Raw genomic sequence first — 18,240 nt, 5'->3', positions numbered from 1 at the left:
AAGATGCTATGCTTGGATACCGAAGCCCAGCCAGCGTCGGCCTTATCCGCGGCTGAGGATGCCGGTTGGGAGCTGATGGTCGGCGAACGGTTGGACGAACTGGCCAATTTGTCCGACGTCGAGGGCGCTCAAGCCAGGGTTCGACCGACGGCTGACGGCATCTTCGTGTTGTTGACGGGGATGCAATCCGACAACGACCCCCGGGAGCCCACCAGCGTGTGCGCCGTCCACCTGTTCGCGCAGCAGCGGCCCTATGACGCCATCGCCGCTGCCCAAGCTTGGGTTGGAATCGGACCCGTCCAACAACAGGGTGCCATGGCCCGTTGGGAGTTCGCATTGGAAAATGGAGTGGTTGTCAGGCTCGATGACGCCCCTCCGGCCCCGGCGTTGTTTGGACTGATCGCATATAGCGATCAACAGCGCACCCAGTTTGAACTCGCCCGCGCCGAGATTGTGGAGTGAGTCCCGCGCCGCGCGCCGGTTGTCCCGCCGAGACGGGATCATCGCGGCCGCCGGGCGGCGCGTCGTGAATCCTTTCCTCTTCGCCTGAACAGAAGCAATCACATGTCCATCCTCGTCGACAAGAACACCAAGGTCATCGTCCAGGGCCTGACCGGCAAGACCGGGACGTTCCACACCGAGCAGGCGCTGCGCTACTACGGCACGAAGATGGTCGGCGGCGTGCACCCCAAGAAGGGCGGCGAGATCTGGCACGGGTCGGAGGGCGAGAGCCTGCCGATCTTCGCCTCGGTCGCCGAGGCGAAGGAAGCCACCGGCGCCGATGCGACGGTGATCTATGTCCCGCCGGCGGGGGCGGCCGACGCCATCCTCGAGGCCATCGAGGCCGAGGTTCCCTTCATCACCTGCATCACCGAGGGCATCCCGGTGCTGGACATGGTGCGGGTCAAGGCGCGGCTGGACCGCTCGAAGTCGCGGCTGCTGGGCCCCAACTGCCCGGGCATCCTGACCCCGGAAGAGTGCAAGATCGGCATCATGCCGGGCTCGATCTTCAAGAAGGGCAACGTCGGCATCGTCTCGCGCTCGGGCACCCTGACCTATGAGGCGGTGTTCCAGACCACCAACGAGGGCCTCGGCCAGACCACGGCGGTCGGCATCGGCGGCGACCCGGTCAAGGGCACCGAATTCATCGATGTGCTCGAGCTGTTCCTCGCCGACGACGAGACGCAGTCGATCGTGATGATCGGCGAGATTGGCGGCGGGGCCGAGGAGGACGCGGCCCAGTTCCTGATCGACGAGGCGAAGAAGGGCCGCTCCAAGCCGATGGTCGGCTTCATCGCCGGCCGGACCGCGCCCAAGGGCCGGACCATGGGGCACGCGGGCGCCGTGGTCTCGGGCGGCAAGGGCGATGCGGAGTCCAAGATCGCGGCGATGGAAGCCGCCGGCATCCGCGTCTCGCCGTCGCCGGCGCGACTGGGCGCGACCTTGGTCGAGGTGCTGAAGGGCTGAGCTTATGTCCCACTGATGGGGCATAAACCTGCGCAAATTGTCGGATTTTTAGCGGAATTCGACTTTTTCGCCCCCATTCGGTCATGACCCATAAGGAAACAGCGCCTATATCAGCGGCGCCGGTTTCGCGCAGGCGTGCGCGCACCGCCCAAGGGACGTGACGAGAACAATGGCGGACGATGCCGGTCGGCTGAACCAGGTCTTTGCCGAGACCAGCTTCCTGTATGGCTCCAATGCCTCGTTCATTGAGGACCTCCACGAGAAGTGGGCGGCCGACCCGGCATCCGTCTCGAGCGAATGGCGCGCCTTCTTTGACCAGTTGCGGGACAACGCCGAAACGGTGATGGCCGCCAGCGGCGCCGGGGCCTGGGGCCGCTCGCCCGTATCGGAGCCGAGCGAAGACGCCGCCGTGTTCGACGGCCGCTGGCCCGTCGCCAAACCCGATCCGAAGAAGGCCGGCGCCGCGCCGGCCAGGGCGGTCGAAGCCGCGCCCCCGGCCGCCGCGGCCCCGGCCGCCGCAGTCCCGGCCGAAGCCATCCGCGCCGCCGCCCACGATTCGATTCGCGCCCTGATGCTGATCCGCAGCTATCGCGTGCGCGGCCATCTGCAGGCGACCCTGGACCCGCTGGGCATCGAGCAGCCGACCGAGAACCCCGAGCTGACGCCGGAGTTCTACGGCTTCAGCGAGGCCGACCTCGACCGGCCGATCTATCTGGACGGCGTGCTGGGTCTGCAGACCGGCACCATCCGCGAGGTGCTGGCGCTGCTGCGCCGCACCTACTGCGGCCATATCGGCATCCAGTTCATGCATATCGCCGAGCCGGAGGAGAAATCCTGGCTGCAGCAGCGGTTCGAGGGGCCGGAGAAGTTCGAACAGAACGCCTTCACCCGCGAAGGCAAGCTGGCGATCCTCAACAAGCTGATCGAGGCCGAGGGCTTCGAGCGCTTCCTGCACAAGCGCTTCCCCGGCACCAAGCGGTTCGGTCTGGACGGCGGCGAGGCCATGGTCCCGGCGCTGGAGCAGATCATCAAGCGCGGCGGCGCGCTGGGGGTCGACGAGATCGTGCTGGGCATGGCTCACCGCGGGCGGCTCAACACCCTGGCGGCGGTGATGGGCAAGCCCTACCGCGCGATCTTCCACGAGTTCCAGGGCGGCTCGACCGTGCCCTCGGACATCGAGGGCTCGGGCGACGTCAAATACCACATGGGCGCCAGCTCGGATCGCGAGTTCGACGGCAACACCGTGCACCTGTCGCTGACCGCCAACCCCTCGCACCTCGAGATCGTCAACCCGGTGGTGCTGGGCAAGGCGCGGGCGAAACAGGCGTTCGACATCCGCGAAGCCAACGCAGGCCAGCCGTCGGAGCAATGGGCGCTGGACCGCTCCAAGGTCGTGCCGCTGCTGATCCACGGCGACGCCGCCTTCGCCGGCCAGGGCGTGGTTGCCGAATGCTTCGCCCTGATGGGGCTGAAGGGCTACCGCACCGGCGGCACCCTGCATTTCGTCATCAACAACCAGATCGGCTTCACCACCAGCCCGCGGAACAGCCGCTCGTCGCCCTATCCGTCGGATGTGGCCCTGATGGTCCAGGCGCCGATCTTCCACGTCAACGGCGACGATCCGGAAGCCGTCGTCTTCGCCGCCAAGGTGGCCACCGAGTTCCGGCAGAAGTTCCACAAGGACGTGGTGGTGGACATGTTCTGCTACCGCCGCTTCGGCCACAACGAGGGCGACGACCCGACCTTCACCCAGCCGGTGATGTATTCGAGGATCCGCGCCCTGCAGTCGACGCGCGAGATCTATACCGCGCGCCTGATCGCCGAGGGCGTGACCAGCCAGGCCGAGGTCGACGCCGAGGTGGCGCGGTTCGAGGCCTTCCTCGACGCCGAGTACGAGGCGGGCAAGACCTTCGAGGCCAAGAAGGCCGACTGGATGGACGGCCAGTGGACCGGAATCGGCCAGCCCGAGGGCGAGGAGCGCCGGGGCGAGACCTCGGTGCCGGCGGCGAAGCTGGCCGACCTCGGCCACAGGCTGACGACGATCCCGAACCAGGTCGACATGCACAAGACGCTGAAGCGCGTCATGGACGGCCGGCGCGAGATGATCGCGACGGGCGAGAACATCGACTGGGCCACCGCCGAGAGCCTGGCCTTCGCCTCCCTGCTGGACGAGGGCTTCCCGGTCCGCCTGTCGGGGCAGGATTCGGTGCGCGGCACCTTCAGTCAGCGCCACTCCGGCATCGTCGACCAGACCACCGAGGCCCGCTACGTCCCGCTCAACAACCTGCGCGAGGGCCAGGCCGAGTTCGAGGTCATCGACTCGGCCCTGTCGGAAGAGGCGGTGCTGGGCTTCGAATACGGCTACGCCCTGACCGATCCCAACACCCTGGTGATGTGGGAGGCCCAGTTCGGCGACTTCGTGAACGGGGCGCAGGTGGTGATCGACCAGTTCATCACCTCGGGCGAGCGCAAATGGCTGCGCATGTGCGGCCTGACCATGCTGCTGCCGCACGGCTACGAAGGCCAGGGACCGGAGCACTCGTCGGCGCGGCTGGAGCGGTTCCTGCAGCAGTGCGCCGAGGACAATATCCAGGTCGCCAACTGCACCACCCCGGCCAACTATTTCCACATCCTGCGCCGTCAGATGCACCGGCCGTTCCGCAAGCCGCTGATCATCATGACGCCCAAGTCGCTGTTGCGGCACAAGAAGGCGGTGTCGACCATCGCCGACATGGCGGAGGGATCGTCCTTCCACCGCGTGCTGCACGACGACGCCCAGACGCGGCCCGAGGTCGCCGGAATCAAGATCAGGGCCGACAAGGACATCCGCCGCGTCGTGCTCTGTTCGGGCAAGGTCTATTACGACCTGCTGGACCGCCGTGAACGGGACGGGATCGACGACGTCTATCTGATGCGGCTGGAGCAGTTCTATCCCTGGCCGATGAAGTCGCTGATGACCGAACTGGCCCGCTTCCCCAACGCCGAACTGGTCTGGTGCCAGGAAGAGCCGAAGAACATGGGCGGCTGGACCTTCGTCGACCCGTGGATCGAACTGACGCTCGAGAAGCTGAACGTGAAGTCGAAACGGGCCCGCTACGTCGGCCGCCCGGCCTCGGCCTCGACCGCCGCGGGCCTGATGAGCCGGCACCTGAAAGAACTCGACGCCTTCCTGACCGACGCCTTCGCCTGATACCCATAGATATCTGAACGAGACCTGGACCCGACCATGGCCGACATCCTGACCCCCGCCCTCGGCGAATCCGTCACCGAAGCCACCATCGGCAAGTGGACGAAGAAGGCCGGCGATCCGGTGAAGAAGGACGAGGTCCTGGTCGAGCTGGAGACCGACAAGGTCTCGCTGGAGGTGGTGTCGCCCGCCGACGGCGTGCTGTCCGAGATCAAGGCGCCCGACGGCGAGACCGTGACCCCGGGCGCCGTGCTGGGCGTGGTCAGCGAGGGCGCGAGCGCTGCGCCGGCCGCCGCCGCCCCCGAGGCTCCGAAGGCCGAGGCTCCGAAGGCTGAAGCGCCGAAGGCCGAACCGGCCGCCGCACCGACCGCCGCGCCCGCCGCCGCTTCCGGCGGCACCGTGCCGATCATGACGCCGACCATGGGGGAGAGCGTCGCCGAGGGCTCGATGGGGACCTGGCTGAAGAAGTCCGGCGACACCGTCGCCAAGGACGAGATGCTGGTCGAGATCGAGACCGACAAGGTCGCCGTCGAGGTGTCGGCCCCGGCCGCGGGCGTGCTGACCATCGACGCCGACGCCGGCGCCACCGTCACCCCGGGCCAGCAGATCGGCAGCATCGCGGCCTCCGGCGCAGCCGCCACTCCGGCCGCAGCCCCCGCCGCCCCCGCCAACGCCGGATCGGCCCAGATCAAGGCCGACGAGCCGCACCTGTCGCCCGCCGTCCAGCGCGTGGTCAGCGAGAACCAGCTCGACCCGAAGGCCATCGCGGCCACCGGGCCCAAGGGCAACATCACCAAGGGCGACGCCCTCGCCGCCATCAACGCCGCGCCGAAGGCCGCGCCCGCTCCGGCCCAGGCCGCCCCCGCCGCCCCGCGCGCCGACCAGCCGCGCGAGGAACGGGTCAAGATGACCCGGCTGCGCCAGACCATTGCGCGCCGCCTGAAGGAATCCCAGAACACCGCCGCCCAGCTGACCACCTTCAACGAGGTGGACATGACCAACATCATGGCCCTGCGGACCCAGTACAAGGACGTCTTCGAGAAGCGCCACGGGGTGAAGCTCGGCTTCATGAGCTTCTTCACCAAGGCGATCGTCGCCGCCCTGAAGGAGATTCCGGCGGTCAACGCCGAGATCGACGGCACGGACATCATCTACAAGAACCACTACGACATCGGCGTGGCCGTCGGGACCGACAAGGGCCTGGTCGTGCCGGTCCTTCGGGACGCCGATGCGCTGACTCTGGCGGGCATCGAGAAGGGCATCGCGGCGCTGGGCAAGGCGGCGCGCGACGGCGACCTGACCCTGGACCAGCTGCAGGGCGGCACCTTCACCATCACCAACGGCGGCACCTACGGCTCGCTGATGTCGACGCCGATCCTCAACGCGCCGCAGTCGGGCATCCTGGGCATGCACAACATCGTCCAGCGCCCGATGGCGGTGAACGGCGAGGTGGTGATCCGGCCGATGATGTACCTGGCCCTGAGCTACGACCACCGCATCGTCGACGGCAAGGAGGCGGTGACCTTCCTTGTGCGGGTCAAGGAACTGCTCGAGGATCCGGCGCGGGCGCTGCTGGATCTGTAGGGGAGGCTCCTCCGTGGCGAAGATGGTGCAAGTCGCTGGCTTCGCCGAACGCCACGAAGCCGAACTGGCCGCCTATTTCCTCCAGCGGCACAGCCTGAACGCATTCGCCGGCGCCAGCTACCACGGCGAGGTGGAGGCGACGTCAACTCATTCCGGGCACATGGAGTGCCCGGTCTGGGTCTCCGCCAGCGACTATCCGGAGGCGGTGGAGTTGCTGAAGAAGGTGACCAACGGTGGTTTCGCCGACGCGGACCCCAACAAGGACTCCCGGGAAGGGCTGGGGGCGGCGCTGGCCTTGGCGATTGCTCCGGAACCCGGATACCGCAGGCCGCATCCTTTAGTGCTCTGGGCTCCAATTCTCTGCGTACCGGCCTTGGCCGTATTGGGTTTTCTGGTCAAGCTGCTGTGGACGGCTCTGGCGAGTCAGTGAGGCTTCGCCGTGTCTGGCAAGCGGGAGCCGGCATGTTAGGCTGGCCGAATGAGCCTCCGTGAGATCGCCCGTTTCACCGATGTCTACGAGGCCGAACTCGCGGCCGCGTTTCTGGCGTCGCACGGCATCGACGCCACCGTCACCGAGCGGTTCCAGACCACCGTCGATCCGCTGATGCAGCGGGCGCTCGGCATCCGGCTGATGGCGCCGGCGTCCCTCATCACCGAGGCCCGCGCCCTGCTCGCCCGGGTGCGGGCCGGCGAGTTCGCGACGGACGAGGGCGACGACATCCCCGGGATGGACGGCGGGACGCGAACGGCGGGCGCCCTGATGGCCCTCGCGGCCTTCGCCACCGGCGGCTTCTGGGGCACCAGCCTGCCGCGCCGGTTCCGCTCCCCCGCCTGGCAAGGCATGCTGCTCGCCGTCGCCGGACTCCTGGCGGGCCTCACGGCGGCGACGTTCGCGGTCGTGATCGTCGCAAAGCTGCTTCTGGACCCGCCCTAGCGACCGGAGCGCAGCCGCCCCAGCACCTCGTCCGTATCCTGACCCAGCGCCGGCGGCGCGCGGTCGTAGACCACCGGGGTCGCGGACATGCGGATGGGCGAAGCGACGGTGCGAACCGGTTCTGACAGGTCCGCGCGCGCCTGCGTCACCTTGAGCCTCCGATGTTTCGCCTGCGGCTCGTCAAAGACCTGATCGATCGTATTGACCGGCCCGCACGGCACGCCGGCCGCCTCGAGCGCGGCCATCAGCCCGTGCATGGTCCGTCCCGCCGTCAGGGCCGAGAGCTCGGCCGTCATTACCGCGCGATGCTCGATGCGCAGGGCGTTGGTGAGGAAGCGGGGATCGGCCCCGAGGCCGGGCGCGCCGAGCGCCTGCGCCAGCGCCCGGAACTGGCCGTCGTTTCCGACCGCGATGACCACCATTCCGTCCACGCACGGAAAGGGTTGGTAGGGGGCGAGGTTGGGGTGGGCGTTGCCCATCCGCGTCGGCGCCTTGCCGCTGACGAAGAAGTTGGTCGCCTGGTTGGCCAGCATGGCCGCCTGGACGTCGAACAGGGCGATGTCGATGTGCTGGCCCTCGCCCGTCGCGCGGGCGTGCAGCAGGGCGGCGAGGATGGCGTTGGAGGCGTAGAGGCCGGTGAACAGGTCGGCGACCGCCACCCCGACCTTCATCGGCTCGGCCCCGGGCGCGCCGTCGGGCTGGCCGGTGACCGACATCAGCCCGCCCATGGCCTGGATCATGTAGTCGTAGCCGGCCCGGTGCGCGTCCGGCCCGTCCTGGCCGAAACCGGTGATCGAGCAGTAGACCAGCTTCGGATTGATCGCCGACAGGGCGGCGTGATCGAGGCCGTACTTCTTCAGCCCGCCGGCCTTGAAGTTCTCGACGAGGATGTCGCAAGTCTTCGTCAGCTCACGGACGATGTCGGCCCCCTCAGGCGTGGCGATGTCCAGCTCGACCGACTTCTTGCCCCGGTTGGCGCACAGGAAATAGGCGGCGTCGCCCTTCGAGCCGTCGGTCTTCGTCGTGAACGGCGGGCCCCAGTGGCGGGTGTCGTCGCCGGCGCCGGGGCGCTCGATCTTGATCACCTCGGCCCCGAGATCGGCCAGGGTCTGCGTCGCCCACGGTCCGGCCAGCACGCGGCTGAGGTCGAGGACGCGAACGCCGGAGAGAGGACCGTGTGTCATCCGCCGTGCTTATAGGTTCGCCCGCCCTGGCTAAAGCCCCGGATCCCAGACCCCGGCGTTGCGCATGCGGCATTCGCGGGCCTCGCGGGCGCGGCCGTCCAGTTCCTCGGCCATGCAGCAGATCGACTTCGACACCGTGGCCTTGTGCACCCCGGGTACAAGGGCGTGCAGAAAGGCGCAGCCGGCCAGTTTCAGCAGGCGGAAGCCGAATCGCGCCGAGGCCGCCATGTGGTGGACATAGCTCTCTTTCACCTCGCGGGGGTGGTCGACGAACAGGCGATTGAAGGTCTGGATCATGCCGACAGCCTAGCGTGTCGCGGGCGCTCCCTCTACCCGCGGCCGCTATTCTGGCCTAAACCGCGCCGCAGAACAGGGGGCCGGCGTCACGATCGCCTGAAGCCCCGACACGCTCAGGAAAGACCACCCATGGCCGACGGCTCTGCTTCTCCCGCCAAGACCTTCCGCTGGGACGACCCGCTGGACCTGTCGGGCCGGCTGACCGACGACGAACGGATGATCCAGGACGCGGCGCGCTCCTACGCCCGCGAGAAGCTGCTCCCCCGCATCGTCGAGGCCTTCCGCGACGAGACCTTCGACCGGGCCATCATGACCGAACTGGGCGAGATGGGCTTCCTCGGGGCCATGCTGCCGGAACAGTACGGCGGCTCCTCGGTCAGCCATGTCGCCTACGGCCTGATCGCCCGCGAGATCGAGGCGGTCGACAGCGGCTACCGCTCGGCCATGAGCGTGCAGTCCTCGCTGGCCATGTACCCCATCCATGCCTTCGGTTCCGAAGAGCAGAAGATGCGGTTCCTGCCGCGCATGGCGGCGGGCGAACTGATCGGCTGTTTCGGCCTGACCGAGGCCGACGGCGGGTCGGACCCGGCCTCAATGAAGACCAAAGCCGTGGCCGTCGACGGCGGCTATCGCCTGAACGGCGCCAAATACTGGATCACCAACTCGCCGATCTCGGATCTGGCGGTGGTCTGGGCCAAGCTGGACGACGTGATCCGCGGCTTCATCGTCGAGCGCGGCATGGACGGCTTCAGCACCGACAAGATCGGCGACAAGCTGTCGCTCCGCGCCTCGATCACCGGCGATATCGGCCTGAACGACGTCTTCGTGCCGGAGGAGAACCTGCTCCCGGGAGTCAAGGGCCTGCGCGGCCCGTTCTCGTGCCTGAACAAGGCCCGTTACGGCATCGCCTGGGGGGCCATGGGCGCCGCCGAGGCCTGTTTCCACCTGACCCGCGACTATGTCGGCGAGCGCATGCTGTTCGGCCGCCCCCTCTCGTCGCGCCAGTTGGTGCAGAAGAAGCTGGCCGACATGCAGACCGAGATATTCCTCGGCTTCGAGGGGGCGCTGGCGCTGGGCCGGCTGCTCGACCAGGGGGCCTGGGTTCCCGAGGCCATCTCGATGATGAAGCGCAACAACTGCGGCAAGGCGCTGGATATCGCCCGCGTCGCCCGCGACATGCACGGCGGCGCCGGCATCACCGGCGAGATGCACGTGATGCGCCACGCCATGAACCTTGAGACGGTCAACACCTATGAGGGCGCGCACGACGTCCACGCCCTGATCCTCGGCCGGGCCATCACCGGCCAGAGCGCCTTCTGATGGGCGATGCGCCCGTGAACGGCCCGGGCGGCCGGCTCGTCGGCCGCGTCATCGCCATGCCTGCGGACACCAATCCGGAGGGCGACATCTTCGGCGGCTGGCTGCTGGCGCAGATGGACCTCGCGGGCGCGACCCCGGCCTTCGAGATGGCCCAGGGCCGCTGCGTGACCATCGCCGTCGACGGCATGGTCTTCCACCAGCCGGTGTCGGTCGGGGACGAGGTCTCGCTGCACGCCGAGGTCGTCAAGACCGGCCGCACCTCGATCCGCGTCCACGTCGAGGCCTGGAAGCGTTCGCGCAACGAGGCCCACGGCGAGGCGGTGCGGGTCACCGAGGGCGTTTTCACCTATGTCGCCATTGGTCCGGACCGGAAGCCGAGGCTGCTCCCGGGCGCGACCTGAGCGTCAGCGGGGCAGGTCGGACGGCGTCAGGCCGGCCGTGTCGGCGGGCGAGCAGCCCGGTCCGGTCGCGATCGCGCCGAGCGGCTGGCGCGGCGGCGACGGGCCAAGCCGCACCAGTTCGCGCCGCACCAGAAAACGCAGAAGGATTTCGGCCCGGGGTGCGGTCTCGCGACGCCGGCCGCGCCATACGTAGTGCAGCGGACCGACCTCGCGGGCGAACTGGTTGTTGCGGTCGGCCAGGGTCCCGAAGGCGTCCTGTTCCGTCACCATCAGGCGGCAGTCGCCGCGTGCGCCGTAGAGATAGACGCCGGACGGAAGGGTCCGGCTCGTGACGGAATAGCCCCGGGTCCGGAGCCGCTGCTCGACGTCCCGGGTGAACAGGGCAGTGTCCGGCTCGGGCGGCTGGCGGGTGACGGCCTTGCCCCCGAGCGTCACCAGAACCGCCGCGGCGAGGATCAGGCTAGGCGCGCGCAAAGACTTCACGCCGGGCTCCGAACAGGCAGATGGCGGTAACGAGGACGAGGGTGACCCACATGCTCACCGTCGCGCCCCAGCCGTCATGGATGATGCGCGCCCACTCCGGCGAGACGAGGATGCCGCCGATGCGCGCCATGTTGACCGCCATTGTGGCGAGCACCGCGGCCAGGGCGGTGAGGACCGAGCGGCGGTCGAGGGGGACCGCGAAATACTGGCAGATCGCCGCCCAGCAGACGAGCGCGACCGAGATGCCGTGGATCGAGGAGCAACCGGTGGAGACGACGGCCGCGACCGCGCCCCCCTCGCGCCAGACGACGTTGCCTTCCTGGCGGACATGGAGAAGCGAGGACATCAGCCAGCTGTCCATCTCGAGCACCGGTCGGGTGAAGACGGTCAGCAGCACCTTGCCCCACAGCAGCGTCCCGCTGACGGCCAGGAAGATGATCGCCGCACGCCGAAGCGGGGAGCCGGGGCCGGCCGTTATGGCGGCGTGGAGGCCGACGACGGTCAGCATCACCCCGCTGACGGCGGGCACGGGCAGCAGGGCGGCGAGGGCGACGGCGCCGGCCAGCCAGAGGTCGAGCGGCCGGACGGGGGCGTAGTCCGGCTCGCGCCAGGTCAGGGCGAGGCCGGCGGCCAGCGCCATCCAGACCACGGCGCTGATGTTGAAAAGCGCCAGCACCGCCCCGGCCACCCCCAGGTCGCCGATGGCGTCGACGGCCGCGCCACTCGCCGCATTCAGCGCGGCGAGCAGGAACAGGCCGCCGTAGAGGCGATTGCGCGTGAGAACGAGCGACGCGGCCGCGCCCGCGGGGGCTTCACAGGCCGCGTCGGTCATCCGGGTTAGCCGCGGCTCCGGGCCTTGCGGACCAGGTAGTAGGCGCCGCCCAGGGCGAGCAGGGCGGGCACGCCGGCGCCGAGCAGCGGAACCGGGGTCGGCACGCCGGCGAGGGCCGGCGAGGCGATGGCGACGAAACCGGCGACGAGGCCGCCCTTGAGAGCGAGATCCACAACACGCGACATGAAAACTTCCCTTCCCTGAATCCGCCCAAGCATGCGATGACGGCCCATCAGCTAAGCTGGTAACCCATTCGATTCAAGGCCATATTTGTGTCCCTGCCCCTGGTTCCGAGCCTTTCCAGCCTTGGCGGGAGTTTGTCCGGTCCCGGCGGCGCCGCGACTGTGGGCCTGGCGGCGCTGTTTGTCGCCCTGACGGCGGTCGAGACGCTCCGGCCCCTGGTTCGACGGCCCGTCGAATCACGCGGCCGGCTGCTGACCAATTTCGGCCTCGGCCTGCTCAGCTTCGGCCTCGGCGCCCTGTTGCCGCTGTCCGTTCCGGGCGCCGCCCTGCTGGCCGGACGCAACGGCTGGGGGCTGCTCAACCTTGCGGATTTTCCGGCCTGGCTGGAGGCGTCGGCTACGGTGCTGGCCGTCAGCCTGGCCCACTATCTGTTCCACCGCGCCGCCCACGCCTGGCCGCTGCTGTGGCGGGTGCACCGGGTGCACCATGCCGACACGGCGGTGGACCTGTCGACGACCCTGCGAAACCATCCGATCGAACTGCTGGTGGTGGCGCCCTGGCTGTGCGCCGTGACGTTGGCGCTCGGCCTTTCAGCGCCGGTGCTGGCCGCCTACCAGGTCGTGGCCCTGGGCTTCGGCCTGTGGGGGCACGCCAACCTGCGTCTGCCCGAGCCGGTCGACAGGGCGCTGCGGCTGGTGCTGGTCACCCCGCCGATGCACCACGTCCACCATTCGACCGACCCGCGCGAGACCGACAGCAATTTCGGCGACATCCTCAGCCTGTGGGACAGGCTGTTCGGCACCTACACGCCCCGGCCCCTGATCGGGCTCGGCGCCATGCGCCGGGGCCTCGGCGACGCCGAAGACGCAACGGCCGGGCATTTTGCACGACAACTCGCCCGGCCGTTCCGCCCGGCCGAACCATCGACCGCACGGGCTATCGCATCGGGCGAATGAGGCGCGCGCATCCGTTGTCGCGATCAGCGGCCGCCGGAAGCGAGCCGTTGCCGGGCGCGGGATCGACTGCCAGGGTGCCGCCTGGCGAATGGGGGGAAGATGCCGTTTTTTCTGATGATCGCGGGGGTCGTACTGATCCTCAAGGAACTGATCCCGCTTCTCAACGCGCAAGCCAGCGGGGTGATCTACTCCCGGGGCCACAGCCGCAAGCGGGTGGAGCGGGCGGTCGACCCTGAACGGTTCGCGGCGCTCTGCCGCAACCGCTGGAAGGCCATGGGCCTGGGCGGGCTCGCGATCGCGATCGGCCTCGGCTGGCTGGCGCTGGGCGTGGTGCGTTCGGTGATGCAGGCGACCCTGCCGGCGGCCCTGTAAAACCCAGTGCGACACTGGGAAATCTTGACGTTCGGGCCATGTCCGCCTACCTCCCCGCCATGGCCATCCGTCGCATCCTCACCATCGACAACGCCGCCGATCTGGCGGTGCTGAAGCAGGTTTCCCGCCCGGTCGAAGGTCCGGTGACCGATGAGTTGCGCGCCCTGATGGACGATATGCTGGCCACGATGTACGCGGCCCCGGGCATCGGCCTGGCGGCGGTGCAGGTCGGCGACCTGCGCAGGGTTATCGTGATGGACCTCGGCGACCGCGAGGTCGCCGGCGACGGCCCGGACGAGGACGCGTCGGACGAAGCCCGCGCCGCCGACGAACAGGCCCGCCGCAACCCGCGCTATTTCGTCAATCCCGAGATTCTGTGGGCCTCGGACGAGCTGTTCCAGTACGAGGAAGGCTGCCTGTCGGTCCCGGACATCTATGACGCCGTCGAACGCCCGGCCCGCGTCCGCATCCGCTACCTGAACTACGCCGGCGAGACGGTCGAGGAAGAGGTCGACGGCCTCTACGCCGTCTGCATCCAGCACGAGATGGACCACCTCGAGGGCGTGCTGTTCATCGACCATCTCTCCCGCCTGAAGCGCGAGCGCGCCATCGCCCGCGTCAAGAAGGCGGCGAGGCTGGCCGCCTGATGGCCCGTCTCAAGCGCAACGGCGACCGCATCATCGACCCGACCGGCCGCCGCCGGCTGACCCGCAACGAGAGGGTCGGCGTGGCCAGCCTGATCACGCTGGTCGGCGTCGCCGCCGTGGGTGTCGTGGCCGGCGTCCTGCTGGACCGGTTGTTGAGCTTCGACGACGCGCTCGACGCCGGCGGCGAGTGGGACGAGGGCGGCGGCGTTCACACCCGCTGGGACTAAATCTCTGCTGGGGCGCTACCGCGCTTCGCGCTACTTGAGCGCGGTTTGTTGCTTCCGGACCCGCACTGATGCGCCTCGCCTTCATGGGAACCCCCGACTTCGCCGTGCCGTCGCTGGCCGAGCTGATCGCCAGCGGCCATGAGGTCGTGGCTGTCTACAGCCAGCCGCCAAAGCCGCGGGGCCGGGGCCAGAAGCTGACGCCGTCGCCTGTTCACGCCTTCGCCGAGACCATGGGCCTGCCGGTGTTCACCCCCGCCTCGATGAAGGCCGCCGAAGCCATCGAGACCTTCCGCAGCCTCGAGGTCGACGCCGCCTGCGTGGTCGCCTACGGCCAGATCCTCAAGCCGGAGGTGCTCGACGCGCCACGCCTGGGCTGTTTCAACCTGCATGGATCCCTGCTGCCGCGCTGGCGTGGCGCGGCGCCGATCCAGCGGGCGATCATGGCCGGCGACCGGCAGACCGGCGTGCAGATCATGCGGATGTCCGAGGGGCTGGACGAGGGGCCGATCCTGCTGTCCGAAGTGCTCGACATCCGCCCCGACGACACCGCCGCCACCCTGGCGGAGCGGATGTCGCACATCGGCGCCAGCCTGTGGCCCCGCGCCCTGGCGGCGATCGGGCGCGGCGGCGTCGAGGGCGTGCCCCAGACCGGCGAACCGACCTACGCCCGCAAGATCACCCCGGCCGAGGCGCGGATCGACTGGACCCGTCCGGCGGCCGAGATCGACTGCCACATCCGTGGCCTGTCCCCCTTCCCCGGAGCGTGGTTCGAGGCGCCCGGGCCCGAGGACCCGATGCGGATCAAGGCGCTGATGTCGCGGGTGTCCGGGCCGGGCGAGGGCGCTCCGGGCGAGGTGCTCGACGGCGGCCTGCGCGTGGCCTGCGGCGAAGGCGTCGTGCGGCTGCTGACCGTCCAGCGCCCGGGCAAGGCGGCGCAGCCGGCCGACGAGATGCTGCGCGGCTTCGCCATTCCGGCCGGGACCGTGCTGGCCTGATGCCCCGGTACCGGCTGACCCTCGAATACGACGGCTCGGGCTACAACGGCTTCCAGGCCCAGACTGACCAGCCGACGGTGCAGGGCGCGGTCGAGGCGGCGATCACCGCCTTCTGCGGCGAGACGGTGCGCATCGCCGCCGCCGGGCGCACTGACACCGGCGTGCACGCCACGGGGCAGGTCATCGGCGTCGATCTGGAGAAGGCGTGGCCGGCGAAAACGGTGATGAATGCGCTCAACGCCCACCTGGTCGACGAGGCCGTGGCGGTGCTGGACTGTGTCGAGGCGGCGCCGGACTGGCACGCCCGCTTCTCGGCCACGGGGCGGCGCTACCTTTACCGCATCCTGAATCGGGCCGGGCGCCCGGCGCTGGACCGGGGCCGGGTCTGGCATGTCAGGAAACCGCTCGACGCCGGGGCCATGCAGGCGGCGGCGCAGGCGCTGGTCGGCCTGCACGACTTCACCACCTTCCGCGACGTCGGCTGCCAGTCGAAATCGCCGCTGAAGACGCTGGACGTCGCCCGCGTCGAGCGGGTCGGGGAAGAGGTGCATCTGGTGTTCGAGGCGCGCAGCTTCCTGCATCGCCAGGTGCGGTCCATGACCGGCACGCTGGCGGAAGTCGGGCAGGGCCGCTGGGCCGTCGAGGACGTGGCGCGGGCGCTGGAGGCAAGGGACCGGTCCGAATGCGGGACCGTGGCGCCGTCGGACGGCCTCTACCTGACCGGGGTCAGCTACTAGCTCCCGTCGCGACGCCCGGACGCCGCGGCGGCGATCCGGGACGGCGTGCGTCTAGTTCTTGGCGCTCTCGGCGCCCGAGGTCACCGCGTCGCCGGCGGCGCGGACATCACGACCGATACCCGAGATGGTGTTGCAGGCCGAGACCGCGATGGCGGCGGCGACGAGGCCGAGCGCGATGATCTTCTTCATGGGAATCCCCTTCGACGTTGAATGCCTCCGCTCGAACGCCAAGCGTGGCCGTGGGGTTGCATGGCCAAGTTTGGAGCCGTCTGCTAACCCGCCGGGATGACCCAGCAGCCACAGAATACCGCCGCCCGCCGCCTGGTCGAGACCCTCGTGATGAACGGGATCGACCGGGTCTTCTGCGTGCCGGGCGAGAGCTATCTGGCGGTCCTGGATGCGCTCGCCGACGTGCGCGACCGCATCCAGGTCATCGCCTGCCGCCACGAGGCCGGCGCCGCCAACATGGCCGAGGCCTACGGCAAGCTGACCGGCAAGCCCGGGGTGTGCATGGTCACGCGCGCCCCCGGAGCGACCCATGCCTCGATCGGCGTGCACACGGCGCATCAGGATTCCACGCCGATGATCCTGTTTGTCGGCCAGATCGCCCTGACCGACCGGGGACGCGGCGCCTTCCAGGAGGTCGACTATCGCGAGGTCTTCGGCGGCCTGGCCAAATGGGCCACCGAGATCGAGAGTCCGGAGCGCACCGTCGAGGTGGTCGAGCGCGCCTTCGCCACGGCGCTGCAGGGCCGCATGGGGCCGGTGGTCATCGCCCTTCCCGAGAACATCCTGCACGCCGACGGCGGCCCGGCCCCGGTCCGGCCGGTGACGCCGGCGAAGGCGGCGCTGGACCCGGCCTTCGTCACAGCCGTGCGGGAGCGGCTGGCGGCGGCGGAGCGCCCGCTGCTGGTGCTGGGCGGCTCCGGCTGGAGCGAGGACGCCGCCGCCGCCCTCGGCGACTGGGCCGAGCGGCTGGGTCTTCCGCTGGCCCTGTCGTTCCGGCGCAAGGACCTGGTCTCCAACGACCGGAGCAACTACGCCGGCGACCTCGGCCTCGGCTGCAATCCGAAGCTGATGGCGCGGGCGAAGAACGCCGACCTGATCCTCGCGGTCGGCGCGCGGCTCGGCGAGAACCCGACGCAGGGCTACACCCTGTTCGAGCGCGCCCGCACCGCCGAAACCCTGATCCACATCCACCCCGGCGCCGAGGAACTGGGCCGGGTGTGGACGCCGCTGATGAGCGCGACGGCGGACAACTCGCTGGCCGCGCTGGCGCTGGCCGGGATCGACCCAGGCCGGACCTGGCATGACGAGGCGGCGGCGGCCCACGCCGACTACCACGCCTTCTCGACCCCCGTGCCGGTGACCGGGGCGGTCAACATGAGCGAGTGCATGGCGCACCTCGCCGAGGTGCTGCCGGCCGACGCCATCGTCACCAACGGGGCGGGCAATTTCGCCGCCTGGCTGCACCGCTTCTACCGCCACCGCGCCTGCCGCACCCAGTTGGCGCCGACCTCGGGGGCCATGGGCTACGGCTACCCCGCCGCCCTCGCCGCCAAGAGCGTCCACCCCGACCGCGACGTCATCTGCATCGCCGGCGACGGGGACTATCTGATGACCGGGCAGGAGATCGCCACGGCGGTCCAGTACGGCATCAACGTCGTCGTGGTGGTGGTCGACAACGGGACCTACGGCACCATCCGCATGCACCAGGAGGGCCACTATCCGGGCGCCGACCGGGTCATCGCCACAGACCTGAGGAACCCCGACTTCGTCAAATACGCCGAGGCGTTCGGCGCCTTCGGCGTGCGCTGCGAGCGGACGGAGGACTTCCCGGCCGCGCTGGCGGCGGCGCGGAACGCCGGGTGCCCGGCGCTCGTTCACCTGATAACCTCGGCCGAGGATATCGCACCGAACCGCACCATCACCGGCCTGAGATCCCGATAAGGAGCCGTCATGCGCGTCCTCGCCCCCCTCGCCGCCGCCCTGTGCCTGCCTCTGACGGCCTGCGCCACGCCGGACGCGCCGCCGCCGCCCACGGCCGACAACGGCAACGACTGCGCCGTCATCGCGGCCGTGGCGAAGGAGCATTATCGTTTCAATGCCGCCGACAACGTCCCCCCGCCTCTGTGGCTGGACGGCGAGGGCTCGGGGTGGGCGCCGAATTGCGACTGGAGCCGCCATGGGCTCAGCTTCCCCACGACGTTCGATCCCGACGACCGGCCCCAGCCGCAGCGCGTCCAGTGGGTGTCGTTCAAACAGCCCCGCTACGACGGCCGCGGCGCGGTCATCGAGACCGGCATCCTGCATGGCCCGCTCGCCGGCATGGGCTACGAATGCCGCGTCATCTCCGGCTTCGCCGGCTGGACCGTCGGCGAGTGCAAGAACACCTGGATCTCGTAGCGCACGGGCGGTGACGCAGGCGGCGCGC

Annotated in this window: 22 protein-coding genes; 16 read left to right on the top strand and 6 right to left on the bottom strand. The window is 69.5% G+C overall.

Annotated elements, in window-relative coordinates:
* Nucleotides 1-12 precede the first annotated feature (12 nt).
* From VEB62_RS14235 to VEB62_RS14210, 6 genes are all read left to right on the top strand, one after another.
* Nucleotides 13-462: a hypothetical protein gene (locus VEB62_RS14235; RefSeq protein ID WP_324801043.1), complete on the top strand. Its 450-nt coding sequence runs from the start codon at nt 13-15 to the stop codon at nt 460-462.
* A gap of 102 nt (nt 463-564) precedes the next feature.
* A complete protein-coding gene (sucD, locus tag VEB62_RS14230) occupies nt 565-1,467 on the top strand; it encodes a succinate--CoA ligase subunit alpha (protein ID WP_324801041.1) in 903 nt (300 codons plus the stop codon).
* A gap of 169 nt (nt 1,468-1,636) precedes the next feature.
* Nucleotides 1,637-4,657 (top strand): 2-oxoglutarate dehydrogenase E1 component, encoded by a 3,021-nt coding sequence (locus VEB62_RS14225; protein ID WP_324801039.1) that lies wholly within the window; start codon nt 1,637-1,639, stop codon nt 4,655-4,657.
* A 36-nt stretch (nt 4,658-4,693) separates the two neighbouring features.
* The gene (gene odhB / locus VEB62_RS14220) at nt 4,694-6,238 is read left to right on the top strand and encodes a 2-oxoglutarate dehydrogenase complex dihydrolipoyllysine-residue succinyltransferase (protein WP_324801038.1); all 1,545 of its coding nucleotides are present in this window, start codon (nt 4,694-4,696) and stop codon (nt 6,236-6,238) included.
* A 13-nt stretch (nt 6,239-6,251) separates the two neighbouring features.
* Nucleotides 6,252-6,668, top strand: coding sequence for a hypothetical protein (locus tag VEB62_RS14215; protein ID WP_324801036.1), 417 nt, complete (start codon nt 6,252-6,254; stop codon nt 6,666-6,668).
* 48 nt (nt 6,669-6,716) lie between these two features.
* Nucleotides 6,717-7,172, top strand: a complete 456-nt coding sequence (locus VEB62_RS14210; protein WP_324801034.1) for a hypothetical protein — start codon at nt 6,717-6,719, stop codon at nt 7,170-7,172.
* On the opposite strand, the gene VEB62_RS14205 is transcribed toward VEB62_RS14210, so the two are convergent.
* Both VEB62_RS14205 and VEB62_RS14200 read right to left on the bottom strand, forming a co-directional pair.
* Nucleotides 7,169-8,356 carry a CaiB/BaiF CoA transferase family protein gene (locus VEB62_RS14205; protein WP_324801031.1) on the bottom strand — a complete coding sequence of 396 codons (1,188 nt, stop codon included), beginning with the start codon at nt 8,354-8,356 and terminating at the stop codon, nt 7,169-7,171. The genes VEB62_RS14210 and VEB62_RS14205 overlap by 4 nt on opposite strands.
* A 30-nt stretch (nt 8,357-8,386) precedes the next feature.
* The gene (locus tag VEB62_RS14200) at nt 8,387-8,653 is read right to left on the bottom strand and encodes a DUF6356 family protein (RefSeq protein ID WP_324801029.1); all 267 of its coding nucleotides are present in this window, start codon (nt 8,651-8,653) and stop codon (nt 8,387-8,389) included.
* Between the two features lie 129 nt (nt 8,654-8,782).
* On the opposite strand from VEB62_RS14200, the gene VEB62_RS14195 reads away from it, so the two are divergent.
* The gene (locus VEB62_RS14195) at nt 8,783-9,973 is read left to right on the top strand and encodes an acyl-CoA dehydrogenase (protein WP_324801026.1); all 1,191 of its coding nucleotides are present in this window, start codon (nt 8,783-8,785) and stop codon (nt 9,971-9,973) included.
* Nucleotides 9,973-10,374: an acyl-CoA thioesterase gene (locus VEB62_RS14190; protein ID WP_324801023.1), complete on the top strand. Its 402-nt coding sequence runs from the start codon at nt 9,973-9,975 to the stop codon at nt 10,372-10,374. The genes VEB62_RS14195 and VEB62_RS14190 overlap by 1 nt, the downstream gene beginning before the upstream one ends.
* A gap of 3 nt (nt 10,375-10,377) precedes the next feature.
* Here VEB62_RS14190 and VEB62_RS14185 read toward each other — a convergent pair whose 3' ends face one another.
* The 3 genes from VEB62_RS14185 to VEB62_RS14175 are packed head-to-tail and all read right to left on the bottom strand — an operon-like array spanning nt 10,378 to nt 11,874.
* Nucleotides 10,378-10,857 (bottom strand): hypothetical protein, encoded by a 480-nt coding sequence (locus VEB62_RS14185; protein ID WP_324801021.1) that lies wholly within the window; start codon nt 10,855-10,857, stop codon nt 10,378-10,380.
* On the bottom strand, nt 10,835-11,689 hold the full coding sequence (locus tag VEB62_RS14180) for a hypothetical protein (RefSeq protein WP_324801017.1): 855 nt from the start codon (nt 11,687-11,689) through the stop codon (nt 10,835-10,837). The genes VEB62_RS14185 and VEB62_RS14180 overlap by 23 nt, the downstream gene beginning before the upstream one ends.
* Before the next feature lie 5 nt (nt 11,690-11,694).
* Complete coding sequence (locus VEB62_RS14175; RefSeq protein ID WP_324801014.1) at nt 11,695-11,874, bottom strand: hypothetical protein; 180 nt, start codon at nt 11,872-11,874, stop codon at nt 11,695-11,697.
* 132 nt (nt 11,875-12,006) lie between these two features.
* Between VEB62_RS14175 and VEB62_RS14170 the strand changes: the two genes are divergently transcribed.
* From VEB62_RS14170 to truA, 6 genes are all read left to right on the top strand, one after another.
* Nucleotides 12,007-12,828 (top strand): sterol desaturase family protein, encoded by an 822-nt coding sequence (locus tag VEB62_RS14170; RefSeq protein WP_324801010.1) that lies wholly within the window; start codon nt 12,007-12,009, stop codon nt 12,826-12,828.
* A gap of 99 nt (nt 12,829-12,927) precedes the next feature.
* A complete protein-coding gene (locus VEB62_RS14165; RefSeq protein ID WP_324801007.1) occupies nt 12,928-13,200 on the top strand; it encodes a hypothetical protein in 273 nt (90 codons plus the stop codon).
* A 59-nt stretch (nt 13,201-13,259) separates the two neighbouring features.
* Nucleotides 13,260-13,847, top strand: coding sequence for a peptide deformylase (def, locus tag VEB62_RS14160; protein ID WP_324801215.1), 588 nt, complete (start codon nt 13,260-13,262; stop codon nt 13,845-13,847).
* Nucleotides 13,847-14,074 (top strand): hypothetical protein, encoded by a 228-nt coding sequence (locus tag VEB62_RS14155; RefSeq protein ID WP_324801004.1) that lies wholly within the window; start codon nt 13,847-13,849, stop codon nt 14,072-14,074. The genes def and VEB62_RS14155 overlap by 1 nt, the downstream gene beginning before the upstream one ends.
* 68 nt (nt 14,075-14,142) lie before the next feature.
* Entirely contained in the window at nt 14,143-15,069 is a 927-nt protein-coding gene (gene fmt, locus VEB62_RS14150) for a methionyl-tRNA formyltransferase (protein WP_324801001.1), read from the top strand.
* On the top strand, nt 15,069-15,806 hold the full coding sequence (gene truA / locus VEB62_RS14145; RefSeq protein WP_324800998.1) for a tRNA pseudouridine(38-40) synthase TruA: 738 nt from the start codon (nt 15,069-15,071) through the stop codon (nt 15,804-15,806). Before fmt ends, truA begins: the two co-directional genes overlap by 1 nt.
* Before the next feature lie 51 nt (nt 15,807-15,857).
* Here truA and VEB62_RS14140 read toward each other — a convergent pair whose 3' ends face one another.
* The gene (locus VEB62_RS14140) at nt 15,858-15,995 is read right to left on the bottom strand and encodes an entericidin A/B family lipoprotein (RefSeq protein ID WP_324800995.1); all 138 of its coding nucleotides are present in this window, start codon (nt 15,993-15,995) and stop codon (nt 15,858-15,860) included.
* Between the two features lie 96 nt (nt 15,996-16,091).
* Here VEB62_RS14140 and VEB62_RS14135 point away from each other — a divergent pair, with 96 nt between their 5' ends.
* Both VEB62_RS14135 and VEB62_RS14130 read left to right on the top strand, forming a co-directional pair.
* Nucleotides 16,092-17,756: a thiamine pyrophosphate-dependent enzyme gene (locus VEB62_RS14135; protein WP_324800992.1), complete on the top strand. Its 1,665-nt coding sequence runs from the start codon at nt 16,092-16,094 to the stop codon at nt 17,754-17,756.
* Between the two features lie 9 nt (nt 17,757-17,765).
* Complete coding sequence (locus VEB62_RS14130; protein ID WP_324800989.1) at nt 17,766-18,212, top strand: hypothetical protein; 447 nt, start codon at nt 17,766-17,768, stop codon at nt 18,210-18,212.
* Nucleotides 18,213-18,240 lie beyond the last annotated feature (28 nt).

The sequence above is a fragment of the Brevundimonas sp. genome, assembly GCF_035626975.1.
Classification (GTDB): domain Bacteria; phylum Pseudomonadota; class Alphaproteobacteria; order Caulobacterales; family Caulobacteraceae; genus Brevundimonas.
Note: the sequence above shows the minus strand (reverse complement) of the source record. Positions and strands in the feature narration are given on the sequence as shown.

Bases quoted from the DNA above. Each gene is read 5' to 3' on its own strand.
- VEB62_RS14205 (WP_324801031.1), bottom strand. From the start codon at position 8,356: ATGACACACGGTCCTCTCTCCGGCGTTCGCGTCCTCGACCTCAGCCGC.
- sucD (WP_324801041.1), top strand. From the start codon at position 565: ATGTCCATCCTCGTCGACAAGAACACCAAGGTCATCGTCCAGGGCCTG.
- VEB62_RS14165 (WP_324801007.1), top strand. From the start codon at position 12,928: ATGCCGTTTTTTCTGATGATCGCGGGGGTCGTACTGATCCTCAAGGAA.
- VEB62_RS14135 (WP_324800992.1), top strand. From the start codon at position 16,092: ATGACCCAGCAGCCACAGAATACCGCCGCCCGCCGCCTGGTCGAGACC.
- odhB (WP_324801038.1), top strand. From the start codon at position 4,694: ATGGCCGACATCCTGACCCCCGCCCTCGGCGAATCCGTCACCGAAGCC.
- VEB62_RS14190 (WP_324801023.1), top strand. From the start codon at position 9,973: ATGGGCGATGCGCCCGTGAACGGCCCGGGCGGCCGGCTCGTCGGCCGC.
- VEB62_RS14210 (WP_324801034.1), top strand. From the start codon at position 6,717: ATGAGCCTCCGTGAGATCGCCCGTTTCACCGATGTCTACGAGGCCGAA.
- VEB62_RS14195 (WP_324801026.1), top strand. From the start codon at position 8,783: ATGGCCGACGGCTCTGCTTCTCCCGCCAAGACCTTCCGCTGGGACGAC.
- def (WP_324801215.1), top strand. From the start codon at position 13,260: ATGGCCATCCGTCGCATCCTCACCATCGACAACGCCGCCGATCTGGCG.
- VEB62_RS14225 (WP_324801039.1), top strand. From the start codon at position 1,637: ATGGCGGACGATGCCGGTCGGCTGAACCAGGTCTTTGCCGAGACCAGC.
- VEB62_RS14175 (WP_324801014.1), bottom strand. From the start codon at position 11,874: ATGTCGCGTGTTGTGGATCTCGCTCTCAAGGGCGGCCTCGTCGCCGGT.
- VEB62_RS14155 (WP_324801004.1), top strand. From the start codon at position 13,847: ATGGCCCGTCTCAAGCGCAACGGCGACCGCATCATCGACCCGACCGGC.
- VEB62_RS14140 (WP_324800995.1), bottom strand. From the start codon at position 15,995: ATGAAGAAGATCATCGCGCTCGGCCTCGTCGCCGCCGCCATCGCGGTC.
- VEB62_RS14130 (WP_324800989.1), top strand. From the start codon at position 17,766: ATGCGCGTCCTCGCCCCCCTCGCCGCCGCCCTGTGCCTGCCTCTGACG.
- truA (WP_324800998.1), top strand. From the start codon at position 15,069: ATGCCCCGGTACCGGCTGACCCTCGAATACGACGGCTCGGGCTACAAC.
- VEB62_RS14180 (WP_324801017.1), bottom strand. From the start codon at position 11,689: ATGACCGACGCGGCCTGTGAAGCCCCCGCGGGCGCGGCCGCGTCGCTC.
- VEB62_RS14200 (WP_324801029.1), bottom strand. From the start codon at position 8,653: ATGATCCAGACCTTCAATCGCCTGTTCGTCGACCACCCCCGCGAGGTG.
- fmt (WP_324801001.1), top strand. From the start codon at position 14,143: ATGCGCCTCGCCTTCATGGGAACCCCCGACTTCGCCGTGCCGTCGCTG.